Source organism: Microbacterium sp. SORGH_AS_1204 (genome assembly GCF_030818935.1).
In the GTDB taxonomy this organism is placed as follows: Bacteria; Actinomycetota; Actinomycetes; order Actinomycetales; family Microbacteriaceae; genus Microbacterium.
This window is the reverse complement of the sequence record NZ_JAUTBD010000001.1, coordinates 751,428-769,796: the sequence shown is the minus strand read 5'-3', so window position 1 is coordinate 769,796 and position 18,369 is coordinate 751,428. Positions and strand designations below refer to the sequence as shown.

The window sequence follows — 18,369 nt, the reverse complement described above, 5'->3', positions numbered from 1 at the left end:
ACGGCATCCGAACTGGCGCGACGCGGCACCACCGCGCGTGTGATGCCGCGTCATGTCGGCACGGCATCCGGGCTGGCGCGACGCGGCACCACCGCGCGTGTGATGCCGCGTCATGTCGGCACGGCATCCGGGCTGGCGCGACGCGGCACCACCGCGCGTGTGATGCCGGCATAACGAACGGCGCGTCGCACCGTCATGACGCGCGCGTTCCGGCATCCAGTGCGGCGGTAGAGGGAAACCGGGCTCGTCAGACCAGTCGGAGATCGGCGTCGATCGCGCCCGCCGCGGTCCGGAGGGCGGGCAGGCACTCCTCGCCCCACGTGGCGGCGTCACCGCGAGCGCTCGCCGAGATGTTGACCGCGGCCACCACGACCCCCTGGCGGTCGTGCACCGGCGCGGCCAGGGAGCGAAGGCCCTCCTCGAGCTCCCCGTCGACGAGCGACCACCCCTGAGCCCGAACGGTGTCGAGCTCGGCGACGATCGCGTCGACGTCGGTACGCGTGCGAGGAGTGAGCGATGTCGGATGCGAGACCGACACGATCTCGCGCGCCTGCTCGCGGGGAAGGGCGGCGAGCAGAACGCGCCCCATGCTCGTGGCGTAGGCGGGAAAGCGCGTACCGATCGTGATGCCGACGCTCATGATGCGACGGGTGGGCACGCGCGCGACGTACACGATGTCGGCGCCGTCGAGGACGGCCGACGACACGCTCTCGCCCACCTCGCGCGAGAGTCGCTCGAGGTGCGGCTGAGCGAGAGCGGGCAACGACAGCGCAGAGAGGTAGCTGAAGCCCAACTCGAGCACGCGCGGAGTGAGCGAGAAGACGCGGCCGTCGGCGCGCACGTACCCCAGGGTCTCGAGCGTCTGCAGGAAGCGGCGGGCGGCCGCGCGCGTGAGGTCGGCACGGCGGGCCACATCGCTCAGGGTCAGGGCCGGGTTCTCGGCGTCGAAGGCTCGAATGACTTCGAGACCGCGAGCGAGGGACTGGACGAACTCTCCCGATTCACTCACCCGGCTCACCCTATCGGGGGCGCCCGCCGCCGCGGTGACCGGCGACCCCGCCGAGCTTCACGCGCCGCGCAGCGGCAGCATGCCCGGGGGGGGTACGGGAACACGACTAGAGGCCCAGCCGGCCGAGGTGCTCTTCGTACTGCAGCTGCACGTCCTCGGGTTCCGCGTCCGCCCGGGTCGCCCAGATCTCGTCGAGTTCCTTGTGTACCGAGTCGGGCAAGGCGGCGTACTTCTCGCTCCACGCGGCGATCGGCGTCCAGTAGCCCACGACCTTGAAGCGGCTGGCGGGCAGAGAGAGGTCTTTGCGCAGGTACCTCCGGACCTCCCTGAGCGCGATGGTCTCGCCGGCCACCCACACATAGCCTTCGTCGAGCGGCAGGCGGCGGTCGACGACCCCTCGTACCAGCGCGCCCAGAGCGCTCGGGCCCCGACCGTTCCCGCCGACCACCCACGTCACCTCGGCGTCAGGGCCGTGCACGAGCGGGATCCGGTCGTCCTCATGGGCGATCTCGAGCACGACCCGTGTCCGGACACCCGGCGGGGTGTCGGCGACGAGACGCGCCACGGCGGGAAGGCCCGTGAGATCGGCGACCAGAACCTGCCAGGTGATGTCTGCGGGGGGTGAGTACAGACCGGTAGGCGCGTTCAGTCCGAGAACGTGGCCCGGCTGAGCCCGGGCGGCCCACGGGCCGGCGACCCCGGCATCATGGAGCACGAAATCGATGTCGACTTCGCCGAGCGCCGGACGCACCCCGCTGATCGTGTACGTGCGCATCGGCGCCTCGGGTGCACCCGGGGGCGTCTCCCACCAGTCGCCCACGGGCACCGGCAGCGACACGTTCGTCGGGTCGTCGCCGTGCGGGAAGAACACCCGCACGTACTCGTCGCCGATTCCGGTGCTGGCGAAGTCCGCCATTTCGGGCCCGACGAGAGTCACCCGCACGAGAGTCGGAGAGAGGGCGGTGGTCTTGCTGACGATGCCGCGGTGGATCTTCACGGGTGCTCCGTTTCTTCGGACTCCACAGGAGTCGGGGACTGGCGAGGGCTCTCGAGCGCGAGGGGCGCGTGAGCAAGCCACGAACGTCGGTACGGGCCATCGGCGGCGAGGAGATCGTCGTGCGTGCCGCACTGGACCGCTCGTCCGTCGGCGAAGACGACGATCTGGTCGGCGGTCATCGCCTGCTGCAGTCGGTGGACGATCATCAGAACGGTGCGCGACGCGCGTAGAGCGCCGATGGCATGCTCCACGGCGGCTCGATGATGCTCGCCGATCTCGGCGGTGGCTTCGTCGAGGATCACCACGTCCGGGTCGGCCAACATCGCGCGCGCGATCGCGAGCTGCTGCACGCGCCCCTCGTCCACGTCGGCGTCCGCCCCGCGAGACGACGTGTCGCGAGCGTCGTGGTTCAGGGCCTCCGCGGCCCACTGCGCCCCGACGACACGCAACACGGCGATGAGGGCGTCGTCGTCGGCCTCGGGGGCGACCAGTCGGAGATTCTCGGCGATCGTCCCCCGGAAGTGGTGCACCTCCTGCGAGACGTAGTAGGGGCGGGATGCCGCGGGGGCGAGCCGGACCCGGCCCGCGACGGGCGTATGGTGCCCCGCGACGACGCGGGCGAGAGTGCTCTTCCCCGACCCCGAGCTCCCCACCACCGCCGTCGTCGTCCCCGCGGCGACGCTCAGCGAGACCTCGTGGATGCCCCTGCCCGTGGTCGGGTAGAGGAACGTCACGTCCTGTAGCTCGACACCGGCGTGCGCGGGCGGTTCGGAGGCCGAAACGGGTGTGGGGGGTGCGCTCGGGCCGAGGTCGATCACTCCGACGAGGCGGGCGAGTCCGATCGTTGCGCGCTGGATGTCATCCAGGCCGAAGATCACCTGTCCGACCGGGCCGAACAGCCGATGGAACAACAGCGCCGCAGTCGTGACCGTGCCGACCGTGATCGTTCCGGCCGACTGCAGCACGAAGCCAGTGGCAAGGATCATCGTCAAGCCGACGAGCTCTCCGCCATTGATGTACCGGAAGAGACCGTTGGTCACCCGCACGCCCTCGACCTGCATGCGGATCGCCGTTTCGGCACGTGCGCGAACGCGGCCGAGTGCATCCTCCTGCCCGTTCAATGCGGTCAGGGTCTCGATCCCCTCGACCGTCTCCAACACAGCCTGGCTGCGATCGGCCTCACGTTCTCGGACTTCGCGGAACACGACGCGAGAGCGCCGAAGGAACCGCCGCGTGCCCACGGCGTAGAGGGGAAGGGAGGTCAGCCCGGCGAGAGCGAGCCAGGGGTCGAGCACCGCGAGGGTCGCGATCGACGTCGTGATGGCGAAGCCCGCCGAGAGCAGGTTCGGCGCGACGCTCCCCCCGGCCTCGGCGACGGCGTCGACGTCGCCCGTGACCCGGGACAGCAGATCCGCGCTCTCGCCGTCGTCGATGGTGCTCACCGGCAGCCGCATCGCCGTGGCGAAGACGTCTTCACGCAGACTCGCCAGCATGTCCTGAACGAGTCCGGCGAGCACGCGCGCGGCACACATCGACACGACCGCCGCGCCGACCGCCCCGGCTCCGGCGGCGCCGACCCAGAACCCGATGAGGAGGATGCCGGCGTTCGTCGACACGGCATCCACGATGCCCCCGAGGCTCGCCGGCATCACGACGCCCAGACCCGATGCCGCCAGGTACAGCACTCCGACCGCGGTCACCCGCCCCGGGTTCTGCCGCATCAGCGCCCCGACCGTGGCGCGCACGCGCGCACCGGAGGCGACCGGCAGAAGCGTCCGCGAAGTGGCGTCAGTCATCTCGCCGCCCCTGATCGATGCCGGGCAGATGGATGACCCGGTCGCAGGAGGCGAGCAGCAGGGGCGAGGAGGTGATGACGATCGTCGTGGCGGTATGGCGCGAGAGAGCACGGGCGATGCGATCCTCGGTGAGTGCGTCAACGGCCGAGGTCGGCTCGTCCAGCACCACCACGTCGGCCTCCGCATGCAGGGCTCGGGCGAGGCCGACGCGCTGGCGTTGCCCCCCGGAGAGTCGGCGTCCCGCTTCGCCGACCTGCGCGTCCCATCCGCCGACACGGGCGACGGTGTCGTCCAGCGCGGCGATCTCGATCAGCTCGGTCCGGGGTGCCCGCCCCGAACCGTGGCCCAGGACGGCGTCGCGCAGGGTGCCGCTCTCGATCGTCTGGGTATGCGGGGGAGCCACGACGTGCCGGCGATACTGCAGGGGGTCGAGGGTGCGTGCATCGTGCAGGACCCCGTCGATGGAGAGGGCGATCGCGCCGATCGCGGGTCGCGTCCGTAGCCCCAGAAGCCGGGAGAGAGCCCGCGCTGTCTCGCTGTCCGGAGGACGTATGCCGAGCAGCTCACCGCGGCGCACCTCGATGGAGGTCGACGCCGACCCCTCGGGCTGAAAACGCAGCGCGATGTCGTCAGCCGGCGTCGCAGCCGCGGCCCCGGCGGGGGACTGCTCGAGCAGATCGTCCGCGTCGATGAGGTCGGCCAGGCGCCGAGCTGAGGCGAGCTTATGGATCCAGTTCGCGGGGAACGAGCCCGCATCCGCGAGATAGCCGCTCAAGAACTGAGCCAACCCGAGCACCGTCACGAGCTCCCCGATGCTCATGCGCCCTTCGGCGGCGAACCATCCCGACATCGCGGCGAGTGTCGCCGTCACGACCCCGGCGAGAACGCCGCTGACCGCTTCGGACGCGGCGAGGGAGCGAGCTGCGACCGTCGCGGCACGACGGGAGGCGTCGCTCGCCGCGACGTAGCGACGTACGGCCTCGTCGCGTGCTCCGATGCCGACGAGCACGCGGAAGCCGCTCATGAAGTCCGCGGCGATGGCACCGGCTTCGGTCGCGGCCTCCTGTTCGGCCGCGCCACGGCGCTCGATGGGGCGAGAGACCACTTTCATCACGAACATCATGGCGATGGTGGAGGCGAAGACCACCACCGTCGCGACGGGCGAGATCGCCAGCATGACGAGCGCCGTCCCGACGATGGCGGCCACGCTCGCGCACTGCTGCGCGACCGACCAGGCGACTCCGGCGACCCGGTAGGTGTCCGCGCTCACGTAGGTCAGCGCCTCCCCCGCCGACACCGATCGGCGCGACAATCGGGGACGAAGCAGCCGCGACAGCGTGAGGTGGCGCAGCGCCTGCTCGCCGTGCCCGTACACCGTGACCATGAGACGGGATGCCGTCTGATAACTCGTGGTCAGCGCGAGGAAGGTCCCGATCAGCGCCGCGAGCCACAGGATGAGCGCGCCGGGGTCGACGGGGAGCACCGCGTGATCGATGGTGGCGCCGACGATCACCGGAACCGCGGCCTCGGCGAGCGCGTGCAGGACGAGCAGTATCGTCGCGGCCGTCAACGCGAAACCACGTCCGTGCGATGTGAGGGCGATCGCGAAGAGGCGGCGGGGCGTCGTCATCGGGTCCGTCCACCGAGCGGGAGGACCAGGGGTGTTCCCGCCACAGGGTCGGTGATGACACGGCAGGGGAGGTCGTACACGGCTTCGACGAGCTCGGCGGTGATGATCTCACGCGGGTCGCCCTGGGCGACGATGGCGCCCTCACGCATCGCGACGAGATGGGTCGCGTAGCGAGCGGCGTGGTTCAGGTCGTGGAGCACCGCAACGAGGGTCGTGCCGTCGCGATGCAGGTCGGCGAACAGCTCCATCAGGCCGATCTGGTGGGCGATGTCGAGGAAGGTCGTGGGCTCGTCGAGCAGGAGGTGCTTCGTCTGCTGCGCGAGAGCCATGGCCACCCAGACGCGCTGGCGTTGCCCGCCGGAGAGCTCGTCGACGAGACGGCTCGAGAGATCCGTGATGCCGGTGGCGGCCATGGCGACGGAGACGGCGTGATCGTCGGCTCTGCTCCATGTGCGCCACGCACTCTGGTGGGGGAAGCGTCCTCGTCCGACGAGGTCGGCGACGCGGATGCCGTCGGGAGCGATGGAGGATTGCGGGAGGAGCCCGAGTCGGCGAGCGATGTCCTTCGGCGCGAATGAGGCCAGCTCGCGGCCGTCGAGCAACACGGTGCCGGCTGTCGGACGCAGGAGACGCGCGAATCCGCGCAGCAGCGTCGACTTTCCACAGGCGTTGGGGCCGATGATGATCGTGAACGAGTCGTCGGGAACCTCGAGCGAGAGTCCGGACACGATTGCGCGATCTCCGTAGCCCAAGCTGATGTCACGGGTCAGGAGCGACGTCGTCATGGGTTTCCCTTCACGCGCGGCGCGCGTACTGGGCTGCGAGCAGCCAGGCGAGGTAGAGGCCACCGACCGACAGGGTGACGACGCCGACAGGAACGGCGACGAGTTGGCCGACGGCGTCGGACACGACCACGAGGGCCGCGCCGGTCAGAGCGAGCGGGGCGATGCCCATCGGTGTGTTCGAGCGGAGGAGGCGCTGAGCGATCTGCGGGGCGGCCAGCGCGATGAAGGAGATGGGTCCCGCGGCGGCGGTGACCAGCGCCACCAGCGCCACGGCGAGGATCATGGCGCGAAGTCGCACACGCACGGGACGGATGCCGAGAGCCGTCGCCGCGTCATCCCCCATCTCGAGCACCGGAAGCGTGCGATGCAGCGGCACCGCGGCCAGCGCGACGATGACGAACACGACCGAGGCGGGAACGAGCTGGTCGAAGCCGAGGGAGGCGAGAGATCCCGCCCCCCACGTCGCGGCCATCATGGCCTTCTCGACGCTCACCGAGATCAGGATCCACGACGTGAGTGCACCGAGACCGGCAGAGACGCCGATGCCCACGACGATCAGCCGGAACGACGACATCGTGTTCTTGCTTGCGAGGACGAAGACCACCAGCGCGGTGAGGAGCCCGCCGACGAGGGCTCCGGCTGCTTTGAAGGCATACGTGTTCAGGCCGAACACGATCATCGTCACGGTCACGCCGAACTCGGCACCGATTCCGAACCCGATGATGTCGGGAGAACCCAGCGGGTTACGGGTCAGCGACTGGAAGATCCCTCCCGCCAGAGCGAGCGCCGCGCCGCACAGGACTGCGAACAGGACACGCGGCAGGCGCCACTCGAAGACGACGTGGCGAATGTGCGGGTCGGAGGCGGGATCGACGATGGCTCGGAGCACGGAGGCGACGTCGAGTCGGTAGGTGCCGATCGTGAGCGAGAAGAGTCCCGCCGTCACGATGACGAGGAGAAGCAGGATGCCGACGACCACCGAGCGGACGGCGACGAGCGTACCGAGCCGATTCGTCTCGAGTCGGATGAGGCGTCGGCCGAAGTCGACCGGCGCATGTTCGGCGAGCACCCGCGTGTCGTCGAGAGGGTGACGCTTCGCAACGATCACAGCCCGCTCACCCGCTTACGTCGCACGAGGACGACGAGGACGGGGGCTCCCAGGAGAGCCGTGACGATACCGACGCGGAGTTCGCCGTTGGGGAGGGCGATGCGTCCCACGACGTCGGCGAGCAGGAGGAACGTCGGCCCGACGATCATCGACATCGTCAGGACCCACCTCTGATCGGGGCCGGTGAACCACCGTACGACGTGCGGGATCATCAGCCCGACGAAAGCGATGGGTCCGGCGGCGGCGACGGCGGTACCCGCAAGCAACGTCACCGCGATGACCACGAGGACACCGGTGACGCGAACGCGCGCACCGAGCGACTGGGCAACATCGTCCCCGAGGGCCAGTACGTTCAGCGAGCGGGCGCACATCAACCCGAGGGTCAGTCCCAGCGCGATCAGGGGTGCGGCCCACGCGAGCTGATCGATCGTGCGTCCGCCGATGGAACCCACGCCCCAGAAGCGCATGACCTGCAGCGTGTCGGTGTCGCGAAGGACGATCGCTGTCGTGAGCCCGCTGACGGCTGCGCCCAACGCAACGCCCGCGAGGGTCAGCTTCATCGGAGTGGCCCCCGACGGGCCGAAGGACCCGAGCGCGTACACGAGCACCGTGAGAACGAGGGCGCCACCGAGGGCGAACGGCACGTACGCCCCGGGGGCGGTGAGCCCGAGCACACCGACGGCGAAAGTGACGGCGAAGGAGGCGCCGGCGTTCACACCGAGGATTCCGGGATCGGCGAGAGGATTGCGCGTGAAGGCTTGGATGAGTCCGCCGCACACGGCGAGCGCCGCGCCGACGACGACGCCGAGGAGGGTGCGCGGCAACCGAAGCTCCATGACGGTCACGTGGAGCGGATGGTCGTCGTCGTACGAGAAAAGGGCACCGAGGACGGTGGCGGGGTCGATCGCCCGGTTGCCCACCGCGAGGGACGCGAGGACGGTGAGGGCGAGCGCGGCCACGGCGATAAGCAGTCCCGCGAGAAGAGCGCCGGCGCGGCGTGGGGAGCCGGTCAGCCGGCCCCCCACCCCTGCGTTGAGGACGTCGGGAGCCACGTCCGGCACCGACGGCGCGAGGACCGGAGGTGACGACGGCCGCGACACCCTCGTGATCACTTTCCGACGATCGTCGGTTCGTCGCGGAGCGCGGCGGCGAGGTCCTCCACGTACCGCGGGAGGATGTATCTCAATGACAGCACCGTGGGGGCGCTGATCGCCGACGCGTCCGTGGCGTCGGTGTAGTAGACGTACCGTCCGGCGGCGATCGGCGCCCACCGCGAGAACACCTTGTTCTGGACGCTGTACTCCGCCTGATCTCGACCGCTCCCCCACCCGACGAAGAGGTCGGCCTGCACGTCAGAGAGCTTCTCGAGGCTGACACCCGAGTACCAGTTGTCCCCTTCGGCGGTCGCGGCGAACGTGTCCATGTATGACGTCGAGGTGAAGCCGAGGGCTTCCGTGATGCGCACGCGCGGGTCGTACGAGAGGTAGACGCCGAGGTCGGTGTCACCTTCGTTCAGGGTCAAGCCCCAGACGAAGGTCTTCCCCGCGAATTCGGGGTGAGCGTCGGCAAGGTCGGCGATCTGCCCCTCGGTTTCCTCGATGAGTGCCTCAGCCCTGGCATCCTCGGACATCGCCTTGCCGACCGCGCGGGTGAGGTCTTCCCACGTCCCCGCGTCCCACGGGCGTTCGAGGTAGGGCACCGTCGGTGCGATCTCGCTCAGACGCTGATACTCGACATCGGTGATACCCGAGTACAGGCTCAGGATGACGTCGGGCTGCAGAGCCATGATGGCTTCGTAGTTCGGACCTTCCTCGGTCGGGGGGATGAGGGTGGGCAGCTCGCCGTATTCCTGGGTGGCGTAGTCCTCGAACCAGGGCTGGTAGCCGCTCTCATCGGTGCCCCACACCTCTTCCATACCGACCGGGTTCGTACCGAGCGCGGCGACGACATCGGCCGTCATCCAGCCGAGGGTCACGATGCGCTGCGGCTTGACGGGGATGACGGTTTCGCCGTACGCGTGCTCAATGGTGACGCCGCCGGCCGCCGCCTGGGGCGACGATGCCGTTTCGGCGGGGGTCGCGCAGCCGGCGAGGACGAGGGCAGCAGCGATGGCGGTGGCCAATGCAACGCGGCGTCGGGTTTTCGGGCGCGCGGATGCGTGCGTCATGGCTCTCCTTCGGGGAGGGGAATGGGAAGCGCCACCTGCGGCGGCAGAGTTAGGTAAGCGTTACCTAACATCACGATGTTAGGGGGCGTGGTTCGTCACGTGTGTCGGTGTGCCGACGTTTTCTGTCGGCAGACAGACTCCGTAGGGTCAGCGAGTGACGGTCAACGCCAATAGAGCCGGCGCGCCGAGTCGGCCTGAGCCCGCGCCACGTGCTGGCGCGGGCTGACACCGAATCTCTCCTTGAAGCTCGCCGAGAAAGCGCTCGTCGTCGCGTAGCCGCATCGGTGTGCCGCCACCCCGACCGGCGTTCCCTCGAGGATCAGCCGCGCCCCCAGCGTCAGGCGTACGCCGGTGCGCCACTTGCCGAAGCTCATTCCGACGTCGTTCTGGAAGATCCGCATCACGGTGCGCTCGTGAAGCCCGTGCGCAGCGCACAGCTCTCCGGCGTCGCGCGGATCGCCGGGATCGTCCAGCACCGACTGTGCGAGCGCGCGCACGCGGTCGTCCGTGGGCAGGGGAACCTCCCCCCGGTCGGCGAGCGCTTCCGGGGTCGGCTGCTGAAGCATCTCGATCAGGACGGACTGGGCACGAACGCGCAGATCCGTGGGCATGTCGTTGATGCCGAGGTGCAGCAGCATCTCCTGAACCGCACGTGGCACGAGCACGCGACGGATGCCGTCGGAGGGCACTGATGCGACGGACGCCGGCAGGTAGGTGTAGCACCCGACCGACTCGCGCTCGTGATGGGCGGTGTGGGCTATGCCGGGTGGTATCCACACACCTTGTCCGGGAGCGAGCTGCCACATCGCGTCGCGCAGGTGCACCCACACCGTGCCCCGGTAACACCACGCCAGCATCGCGTCGGCGTGGGAGTGGGGAGGAGAGAGCGGGCGAAGACCCCGGTCCTCGTCCGCCACGACACCGGTGCTCATGAGGTACGGAGCCTCGATGTTCGAGGGATGCTGAGGGCTGGCCTCCCAGTCACCCTGCCGAAAAGCGCTCATCCGCTTCCCTTCGGCACCACGCTGACCTCTACCTCGACCCACGGGCCATGGGTTCCGCCATGCCGATGCGCTGGAACCAGTCGACGGGAGGGACCCTGCGAGCTGACCTATGCGCCGGTGCTCGAAATGGGCGCTCACACCATAGCAGCCGGGCGCTCCAGCCAGATCGTCGCCTCACCGGGCTCGACGAGCCCTGCAACAGTGAGGCCCGAGAAGATCGTCCGGGTAAGCGCCGAGCCCTATCCCCGAAGTAGCGGGAGCGGGGCTTGAACCCGCGACCTCACGATTATGAGTCGTGCGCTCTCACCAACTGAGCTACCCCGCCGCGACGGCATCCGTCCTCCGAAAGAGGATGCCTTGAGCCCCGAGTCAGGATTGAACTGACGACCCCTTCCTTACCATGGAAGTGCTCTGCCACTGAGCTATCGGGGCGTTCCCGGATCTCTCCGGGCAACTTGACGAGGATATCAGACTGCGACATCCTCTCACCAATCGAGTCAGCCTCCGGTGTGCTGACGCAGCCACGCGATCGGGTCGATCGGCGTGGTGCCGTTCTGCAGGATCTCGACGTGCGTGTGCGCGCCGAAGGAGCGGCCCGTGTTGCCGGTGCGGCCGAGGAACTGACCGACCTTCACGTGCTGGCCCTGCTGCACCTGCAGCGAGCCGTACTGCATGTGCCCGTAGCGGCTCGAGACGAGCTGGCCGTCGATCTGGTGGTCGATGAGCACGGTGACCCCGAAGGCGCCTCCCTGCTCCGTCGCGATGCGCACGGTGCCGTCGGCGATCGCCTGCACGGGCGCACCCTCACCGGGCACGAAGTCGGCGCCCTCGTGCATGCCGCCGTCGCGCATCCCGAAGCCATAGGTGATCGGGACGCCGACCGCGAAAGGCCACTGGATGGGCGCCGTCGGGTCATTGACGAAGAAATTCGAGGGGTTGGAGATACCGGAGTCCGCGGCCATCTTCGCGTAGGTGGTCGCGCTGTAGCCGTCGGCACGGTCGACGACCGCCGACTGCGCGGCGGCGGGGGCCACGTAGGCCTGGATCGCGCCCTCGGATGCCGCGACGTCGCCCCCGACGGCCAGGCGGGTCGTGGCCGTCTCGGCGGTGGCGATGCTCTCGGTGCCACTGACCGATGCGAGCGCGCTCACGGGCATGGTCATACCCACCGTGAGCAGGCCGACGACACCCATGACGCCGACGGAGAACGACGTCGCCGCGATCCGGCGGGCGTTGCGGCGCGAGCCGGTCGGCGCCGCGACCGGAAGACCCTCGACGACGGGCTTCGCAGCGGCGACGACGGCGGGCGCCTGCACGGCGGTCTCGCCCGTGAACGCGAAAAGGCGCGCCGCGGAGGTGAACTCGTCGTCCTCGGCGTCCGCATCGGTCTCGGCGGCGTCCGCCCCGGCCGCGGGCTGCGCGGCGGCGGGCTGCGCGGCGGCGTCCGTCTCGGCCGCGGGCTTCGCGGCGGCGGGCTGTGCGGCGGGCGCCGTCTCGGCCGCGGGCTGCGCGGCGGCGGGCTGCGCGGCGGGCGCCGGTGCGTCGAGAGCGAGAACCTCGGGCGTCTCGGCAGAGTCGAGGATCACCGATTGCTGCGGACGTCGGCGCGAGCGACGTGACGAGACCGGCAGGGTGATGGGCGAGGTCGGCAGCGTGACGGGCGTCGTCGCGACGTCGCTGTCGGCGCTCTGCAGGATCACGGAGACGTCGTCGGAAGAGCGCTCGTCGACGACGGTGACCTCGAGTGCGTCGGAGGTGTCGCCCGCCGAGGGCGTGGCATCCGTTTCGGGCAGCGTGGGTTCGATCGTCGCGGCGATGACCGTCTCGAGGACAGCGGCGGCGACATTCTCGATGAGCTCGGGCTGCGCGGCATTCGCGGCGTCGACCGGGGCCGGATCCGGGGCCGTCGTCGACCCCGCCTCGACCGCGCCCCGACGGCGCATCTCGGCGCGGGTCAGCCGTTCGGCGGGCTCGGGGGCAGGGGCGGCGAGGGGGCGACGCGACCGCCGGGTCGGGGCGGGCTCAGTCGTGGGAGTGTCAGACGGCAACGCGCGGAGGCTCTCGTGTCGTGTCGCACAGAGGCGACGGCTTCGGGCTTTGGGGCTTGGCCACTTCCGAGGTTCGGGTCACGGAAGATAACGAACTGGTAAACACCCTACCCCCGTCCGCTGAGAATGCGATGAGCAGGGTCGATTCACCGGTCGTAATCGAGCAGCGGCTCCAGGCGCGAGAAGAACTCCGGCCCCGCCGCGATGACCATGCCGTTACCCGGGCGACCGCCGGGCGCTCCGCCCACTCGTCCCCCGGCCTCTTCGACCAGCAGGGCTCCGGCGGCGTGGTCCCAGGGGTGAGTGCCACGCTCGTAGTAGGCGTCGACGCGTCCGGCGGCGACGGATGCCAGATCGAGTGAGGCCGCTCCGATGCGCCGCACGTCGCGGGCGATCGGCATGACGCGCGACAGCTGCGCAAGCGCGGGGGCGTGCGTCTCGGGGTTGTAGCCGAAGCCGGTGGCGACGAGTCCGCCGGCATCCCCCACCTCGCTGACGGAGAGCCGCTGGTCGCCCAACCACGCCCCGCCACCGCGCGCGGCGCGGAACATCTCCCCCGTGACCGGGTTGAAGACGACGCCCGCGAGCGCCGTCCACGCCGAGGTCTGGGCCGTACCCTCGACCGCCGCGATGCTGATCGCCCACGCCGGGATGCCGTACGCGTAGTTCACGGTGCCGTCGATCGGGTCGACGACCCACGTGATCCCGCTCGTGCCCTCCTCGGCGCCGGACTCCTCGCCGAAGAATCCGTCATCCGGTCGCTCTCGGGCCAGCTCAGCGCGGATGTAGGCCTCGACCTCGCGGTCGGCGGCGGTGACGATGTCGGCCGCGGCGGACTTGGTGGCGGCGACCGTCACCCCCTCGCGGCGGCGACGATGAGCCAACTCACCGGCCTCTCGGGCGATGCGCGTGGCGAGGTCGAGCAGGTCGGCGGGAGAGGTCATGGCATCCACGCTACTGCGCCACCCCCTCCGAGAATTGCTCGCCGTCGTTAGCGTGGAGAACATGACAGCTTCGGATTCTCGCCGGTACGACGTCGTCATCGTGGGAGGAGGGCACAACGCCCTCGTCGCCGCGGCCTACCTCGCCCGCGCGGGGCGTCGGGTGGTGGTGATCGAGAGAACGGATGCCGTGGGCGGCGCCGCCGTGTCGGAACGTCCGTGGCCGGGAGTCGATGCGCGCCTGTCGCGCTACTCCTACCTCGTGAGCCTGCTGCCGCAGAAGGTCATCGACGACCTGGGCCTGCGCATCGACCTGCGCCGCCGCCGGTACTCGTCTTACACGCCGGACCCGACCGATCCCTCGCGCGGAATCCTCATCGACACCCAGGATGCCGAGGCGACGGCCGCGTCGTTCGCACGTACGCTCGGCGACACCGACGAGGCGGACCGCTTCGCCGCGTTCGGCGAACGGCTCGCACCGCTGGGCCGCGCGGTGTTCCCGACGATGACGCAGCCGCTGCCGACTGTGGACGAGGTGCGCGAGCGCGTCGGCGACGACGCCTTGTTCGAGTCGCTGATCACGCGCCCGCTCGGAGACCTGCTGCGCTCGTCGCTCGACAGCGACCTCGCGAGGGGCATCGCCTTGACGGACGGGTTGATCGGCACCTTCGCCTCCTCGGACGACCCTTCTCTCGCACAGAACAAGTGCTTCCTCTATCACGTCATCGGCGGCGAGACGGGACACTGGGACGTGCCCGTCGGAGGCATGGGGGCAGTGACCGCGGAACTCGAGCGAGCCGCGCGCGAGGCCGGCGCCGACATCGTCACGGGAGTGGAAGTCATCTCGATCTCCCCCGACGGCGATGTGCACACCATGACCGATCGTTCCGAGGTGTTCCACGGCGATCTGATCCTCAGCGGTGTCGGACGCGCGGTGCTCGACCGGCTCCTGTCGGCGGGAGGGGCGGCCACGACCGGCGCCGAAGAACCGGAGGGCGCCCAGGTCAAGGTGAACATGCTCTTGTCGCGCCTGCCCCGCCTGCGCGACGAGTCGGTGACGCCGGAGGCCGCGTTCTCGGGCACCTTCCACGTCAACGAGACGATGACCCAATTGGATGCCGCGTACGTGGCGGCATCCGGAGGGCTCATCCCCGAGCCGCTCCCCGTCGAGATCTACTGCCACTCGCTGACCGATCCATCGATCCTCGGGGAGGACTTGCGAGCATCGGGTGCGCAGACGCTGACGATGTTCGGGCTGCAGGTGCCGCACCGACTCATCGAGGACACCGACCCCGTCGCCGCGGGCGCTCGCCTGCTCGCCGCGGCCCAGGCGTCACTGGATTCCGTGCTGGCGGAGCCGCTGCGGGACTGCATCTTCGTCGCGCCCGATGGGCGGCTGTGTATCGAGGCCCGCACCACGAGCGATCTCGAGCGGTCGCTCAACATGGTCGGCGGCGACATCTTCCACGGGACGTTGTCGTGGCCGTGGCTGTTGTCTGCCGCATCGACCCCCGCCGAGCGGTGGGGTGTCGCGACCCCGCATGCGCGGGTGCTGCTGTGCGGGTCGAGCGCGCAGCGCGGTGGCGCAGTCAGCGGGATCGGGGGCCAGAACGCGGCGATGGCGGCGCTGGAGCTCCTCGGGGGGTGAGGGCGGCCGGGGCGGTGCGGATACTTGGCGGGTGAGGGTGGCCCGTGGCGGCGGTGCTGTCGGGGTGGCGGCGGTGCTGTCGGGGTGGCGGCGGTGCGGGGGCAACGGCTGTGCGGCGGTGTAGGCGTTGGGTGATGGCGTGACGAGGCTGGCACGAGCGCACCGGGTGAAATCCATCGGGGTGGAGGTGAACGTGATGGCCGCATTCGAACATAGTTTCTAAACTGGAGCCATGACCGATTTCCGCTCTCCGGATGCCGCGCTCCCCGGCGAAGACGAGTGCGACCGCCTGCGCGAGCTCGTCGAGCAGATCCGCGCCGACACGATCCAGCTGGCGCGCGTGCACGCGGGGCTCATTCGTCACAGGGCGGCGGTCATGCAGATCGCGATGGAACAGGTCGCTCGATGCGCATCCCGTCGCTCACGCGAGCGCGAACTCCCGGTGCGTTCGGTGGCGCTCGACATCGCCGCCGCGACGCAGACACACGACCTCACCGTGCAGAAAGAACTGGGCGAAGCGCACACGCTCACCGAGAAGTTCGCTGCGACGGTCGACGCCCTCGAGTCCGGACGCATCGGCATGCGGCACGCGCAAGCGATTCTCGACACGGGCGCTGCGATCGACGACGACGACACTCGGCGGGGGTGGGAACAAGTCGTCCTGACGCGCGCCGAACGCGACTCCCCCGGCCGCACGCGGGCCTTCGCGCGGGAGTTGGCCGAGAGCGTGCAGCCGGTCGGCATGACCGCTCGACATGCGCGAGCCGCCGAAGAACGGGGGGTGAGCGTGCGAGACCTTGCGGACGGGATGGCCGAGCTGAGCGTCATCCTCCCCGCGACGGTCGCGCACGGCATTCGCGATCGGCTGCGGCGTCAGGCCGCGGCGATACGTGCGGCATGCACGGTGACAGACGCCTCAAACAGGCACCAGCCCTCCGACGCATCCGGAGACACCCTCCTCGCCTCAGACAGCGTGGACAGAGCGAACGTCACGCCCGCCGGCGGCACCACCCACGCAGATGCGCCTTCGGGTGTTGCCGTCCCCTCGACGCCCGCCGGCACTGCCGACGGCACTGCCAACGCGCGCGCGGTGCGCGACGAACGCACACTGGCTCAGATCGGCGCCGACATCTGCGCCGATCTTCTCCTGACCGGCGCGCCGACGATCGACCCGACAGACGACACCACGTGCCCCGGCGGCCTCGGCGCGATACGTGCGCATGTGCAGATCACCGTTCCGGTGCTCACCCTGCTCGGGCGCGCCGACGTCGGAGCGGCGGTCGCGGGACGCAGCCCCATCGATCCGCGCACCGCCCGGCGGCTCGCGGCACGCGCACCCGGGTGGGACCGTGTGATGTGCGACCCCGTCGCCGGCACCGTGCTCGAGGTCGACCGCTACAGCCCCACCGCGGCCCAGCGTCGATACCTCGCGGCGCGCGACCAGCATTGCCGAGCCCCCGGATGCCGTGCACCCCTGACGCGATGCCAGATCGATCACAATCACGAAGCGCAGGACGGTGGGGCAACGACGCTGTCGAACCTTGCTCACCTCTGTGTACGACATCACACGCTCAAGACGGAGACCGCCTGGACCGTCTCTCAGCAACCCGACGGTGCCCTCAGGTTCACCAGCCCGCTCGGCCAGAGAATCGAAGAGGCACCGCCCCCACGCGTCTTGTTCCTTCCCGACGGCGGCGACGCGCGCCACAGCGCCAGATCGGATCCTCCGCCCTTCTGAGTGGCGACTTTGCCGGAGCGTCCGCGTCGGGGAGCATTCCGGGTACGACAACCTCTCGGCGATGGGAGATTTCCGGATGGATGTGGCGAATTCGACCCGGGTCATCTTCGTCGGCGGCCGATCCGGCGTCGGCAAGACGACCGTCGCGGCTGTCGCATCGCGCTTGTTGGCCGAGCGGAACGTGCGGCACGCCGTTATCGAGGGCGACAATCTCGACCATGCCCACCCTGAACCATGGCGTGCGGGCATCCACCTGGCGGAGCAGAATCTGGCAGCGATCTGGCGGAACTACCGTCGCGCAGGTTACGACCGACTGCTCTTCACGAACACCGTCAGCGTGGCGCAAGTCGACGGCTTGAGCCGAGCCCTCGGCGGAAACGTCGAGGCGAAAGCAGTCCTCCTGACGGCAGACGATGCCACCGTCGGTGACCGGCTTCGCCGCCGCGAGTTCGGACCTGCGGTCGAGGAGCACCTCTCACGAAGCCGACGCGCGGCCGACGAGCTCGACGCCCTCGACATCGCCATCCGCATCGCCACCGACGGCCGCACACCGACCGACATCGCGCGCCAGCTCCTCGCCGCAGCGGAATGGCTCGACGGCTGATATCACGAAAGCACCGCGCGAACCGCGCCGCGTCAGACAGCGGCGACCGGCTGCTGCAGTTCAGTGACCCAGTCGGCCTGATCGTCGGAGACGGCCCGCACGTAGAGCTCCCGGCACGGGCCGGACGGCACGAACCCGCTGTCAAGGATCTGCGCGTGGACGGATTGCCAGCTCTCGCCGATCCGCTCCATCGACCCCAGATGGATGCCGCATATCGCCACCTCGATGGCGGGGAGCTCGACGACCTCGATCCCGTCCTGCGCCCCACCGGAGTACAGGTATCCCGCGAGCACCTCCGTCCCGTCCTCGCGAACGGCGTACTGCGCGATGGGCGTGTCGAGAGCGCCCGTCTGCGCACCGATGACGGCGGCGACGGCGTCGAAGGTCGGTCCGACGACATCCGCCATCTCGGCACCGTCCGCAACCAGTCGACGCCGGGCCGCAAGGCGAACGGCGGGCAGTGATTTCTGGACGATCTCGATCTCTCGCATGTGCTTCTCTCTCTCGATGAGGTGGAGACGTCGCTCCACATCGACGAGCCGCGCGGCCGCGATCCGGTGCTCGCGCTCGACCTCGATGCGACGCTCGCGGAGCAGAAGGGTGATGCGATCGGCATCCACCCCCTGGTCCAGAATCGACGCGACATCGTCGAGACCGAAGCCGAGCTGCCGCAGCGCCACGATCCGATGCAGCCTGGCCAGCTGCGAGGGATCGTACGAGCGGTAGCCGCTGCGCTCGTCCACGTGGGCGGGAACGAGCAGTCCGGCGGTGTCCCAGTGCCGCAGCATGCGGTGGGTCACCTGACCGATCTGCGCGAACGCCCCGATGGACAACATGCTTCTTTTCTCCTCCCTCACACCGTGTCAGGGTCAAATACACCGTGTCAGGGTCAAA

Annotated in this window: 15 protein-coding genes and 2 tRNA genes; 3 read left to right on the top strand and 14 right to left on the bottom strand. The window is 69.7% G+C overall.

The window, feature by feature from the left end; all coding sequences use genetic code 11:
* Positions 1-247: 247 nt before the first annotated feature.
* From QE410_RS03535 to QE410_RS03475, 13 genes are all read right to left on the bottom strand, one after another.
* Positions 248-1,009 carry an IclR family transcriptional regulator C-terminal domain-containing protein gene (locus tag QE410_RS03535; RefSeq protein WP_307327916.1) on the bottom strand — a complete coding sequence of 254 codons (762 nt, stop codon included), beginning with the start codon at positions 1,007-1,009 and terminating at the stop codon, positions 248-250.
* A gap of 106 nt (positions 1,010-1,115) precedes the next feature.
* Positions 1,116-2,006: a siderophore-interacting protein gene (locus QE410_RS03530; RefSeq protein WP_307327913.1), complete on the bottom strand. Its 891-nt coding sequence runs from the start codon at positions 2,004-2,006 to the stop codon at positions 1,116-1,118.
* Positions 2,003-3,802: an ABC transporter ATP-binding protein gene (locus tag QE410_RS03525; RefSeq protein ID WP_307327910.1), complete on the bottom strand. Its 1,800-nt coding sequence runs from the start codon at positions 3,800-3,802 to the stop codon at positions 2,003-2,005. Before QE410_RS03525 ends, QE410_RS03530 begins: the two co-directional genes overlap by 4 nt.
* On the bottom strand, positions 3,795-5,432 hold the full coding sequence (locus tag QE410_RS03520; protein ID WP_307327907.1) for an ABC transporter ATP-binding protein: 1,638 nt from the start codon (positions 5,430-5,432) through the stop codon (positions 3,795-3,797). The genes QE410_RS03525 and QE410_RS03520 overlap by 8 nt, the downstream gene beginning before the upstream one ends.
* Positions 5,429-6,217 (bottom strand): ABC transporter ATP-binding protein, encoded by a 789-nt coding sequence (locus QE410_RS03515; protein ID WP_307327904.1) that lies wholly within the window; start codon positions 6,215-6,217, stop codon positions 5,429-5,431. The genes QE410_RS03520 and QE410_RS03515 overlap by 4 nt, the downstream gene beginning before the upstream one ends.
* A gap of 10 nt (positions 6,218-6,227) precedes the next feature.
* Positions 6,228-7,325: an iron chelate uptake ABC transporter family permease subunit gene (locus tag QE410_RS03510; RefSeq protein WP_307327902.1), complete on the bottom strand. Its 1,098-nt coding sequence runs from the start codon at positions 7,323-7,325 to the stop codon at positions 6,228-6,230.
* Positions 7,322-8,377, bottom strand: coding sequence for an iron ABC transporter permease (locus tag QE410_RS03505; protein WP_307327900.1), 1,056 nt, complete (start codon positions 8,375-8,377; stop codon positions 7,322-7,324). The genes QE410_RS03510 and QE410_RS03505 overlap by 4 nt, the downstream gene beginning before the upstream one ends.
* A 56-nt stretch (positions 8,378-8,433) precedes the next feature.
* Complete coding sequence (locus tag QE410_RS03500) at positions 8,434-9,492, bottom strand: ABC transporter substrate-binding protein (protein ID WP_307327897.1); 1,059 nt, start codon at positions 9,490-9,492, stop codon at positions 8,434-8,436.
* 161 nt (positions 9,493-9,653) lie between these two features.
* On the bottom strand, positions 9,654-10,496 hold the full coding sequence (locus QE410_RS03495) for an AraC family transcriptional regulator (protein WP_307327895.1): 843 nt from the start codon (positions 10,494-10,496) through the stop codon (positions 9,654-9,656).
* 251 nt (positions 10,497-10,747) lie between these two features.
* Positions 10,748-10,821: transfer RNA gene (locus tag QE410_RS03490), tRNA-Met, on the bottom strand.
* A gap of 35 nt (positions 10,822-10,856) precedes the next feature.
* Positions 10,857-10,928 (bottom strand) — tRNA-Thr (locus QE410_RS03485).
* Positions 10,929-10,993: 65 nt separating this feature from the next.
* Positions 10,994-12,544, bottom strand: a complete 1,551-nt coding sequence (locus tag QE410_RS03480) for a M23 family metallopeptidase (RefSeq protein WP_307327892.1) — start codon at positions 12,542-12,544, stop codon at positions 10,994-10,996.
* 146 nt (positions 12,545-12,690) lie between these two features.
* Complete coding sequence (locus tag QE410_RS03475) at positions 12,691-13,488, bottom strand: inositol monophosphatase family protein (protein WP_307327889.1); 798 nt, start codon at positions 13,486-13,488, stop codon at positions 12,691-12,693.
* Between the two features lie 61 nt (positions 13,489-13,549).
* Between QE410_RS03475 and QE410_RS03470 the strand changes: the two genes are divergently transcribed.
* From QE410_RS03470 to QE410_RS03460, 3 genes are all read left to right on the top strand, one after another.
* Positions 13,550-15,133 carry an NAD(P)/FAD-dependent oxidoreductase gene (locus QE410_RS03470; RefSeq protein WP_307327886.1) on the top strand — a complete coding sequence of 528 codons (1,584 nt, stop codon included), beginning with the start codon at positions 13,550-13,552 and terminating at the stop codon, positions 15,131-15,133.
* A gap of 232 nt (positions 15,134-15,365) precedes the next feature.
* Positions 15,366-16,871 carry an HNH endonuclease signature motif containing protein gene (locus tag QE410_RS03465; RefSeq protein WP_307327883.1) on the top strand — a complete coding sequence of 502 codons (1,506 nt, stop codon included), beginning with the start codon at positions 15,366-15,368 and terminating at the stop codon, positions 16,869-16,871.
* Positions 16,872-16,947: 76 nt separating this feature from the next.
* Positions 16,948-17,475, top strand: a complete 528-nt coding sequence (locus QE410_RS03460; RefSeq protein ID WP_307327880.1) for an AAA family ATPase — start codon at positions 16,948-16,950, stop codon at positions 17,473-17,475.
* Between the two features lie 32 nt (positions 17,476-17,507).
* Here the strand turns inward: QE410_RS03460 and QE410_RS03455 are convergent, their stop codons facing one another.
* Positions 17,508-18,311, bottom strand: coding sequence for a MerR family transcriptional regulator (locus tag QE410_RS03455; RefSeq protein WP_307327878.1), 804 nt, complete (start codon positions 18,309-18,311; stop codon positions 17,508-17,510).
* Positions 18,312-18,369 lie beyond the last annotated feature (58 nt).

What these genes read in the sequence shown, in the direction of transcription:
- QE410_RS03525 (WP_307327910.1), bottom strand. Translation starts at nt 3,802, where the DNA reads ATGACTGACGCCACTTCGCGGACGCTTCTGCCGGTCGCCTCCGGTGCG.
- QE410_RS03520 (WP_307327907.1), bottom strand. Translation starts at nt 5,432, where the DNA reads ATGACGACGCCCCGCCGCCTCTTCGCGATCGCCCTCACATCGCACGGA.
- QE410_RS03515 (WP_307327904.1), bottom strand. Translation starts at nt 6,217, where the DNA reads ATGACGACGTCGCTCCTGACCCGTGACATCAGCTTGGGCTACGGAGAT.
- QE410_RS03500 (WP_307327897.1), bottom strand. Translation starts at nt 9,492, where the DNA reads ATGACGCACGCATCCGCGCGCCCGAAAACCCGACGCCGCGTTGCATTG.
- QE410_RS03495 (WP_307327895.1), bottom strand. Translation starts at nt 10,496, where the DNA reads ATGAGCGCTTTTCGGCAGGGTGACTGGGAGGCCAGCCCTCAGCATCCC.
- QE410_RS03475 (WP_307327889.1), bottom strand. Translation starts at nt 13,488, where the DNA reads ATGACCTCTCCCGCCGACCTGCTCGACCTCGCCACGCGCATCGCCCGA.
- QE410_RS03470 (WP_307327886.1), top strand. Translation starts at nt 13,550, where the DNA reads ATGACAGCTTCGGATTCTCGCCGGTACGACGTCGTCATCGTGGGAGGA.
- QE410_RS03465 (WP_307327883.1), top strand. Translation starts at nt 15,366, where the DNA reads ATGACCGATTTCCGCTCTCCGGATGCCGCGCTCCCCGGCGAAGACGAG.
- QE410_RS03460 (WP_307327880.1), top strand. Translation starts at nt 16,948, where the DNA reads ATGGATGTGGCGAATTCGACCCGGGTCATCTTCGTCGGCGGCCGATCC.
- QE410_RS03455 (WP_307327878.1), bottom strand. Translation starts at nt 18,311, where the DNA reads ATGTTGTCCATCGGGGCGTTCGCGCAGATCGGTCAGGTGACCCACCGC.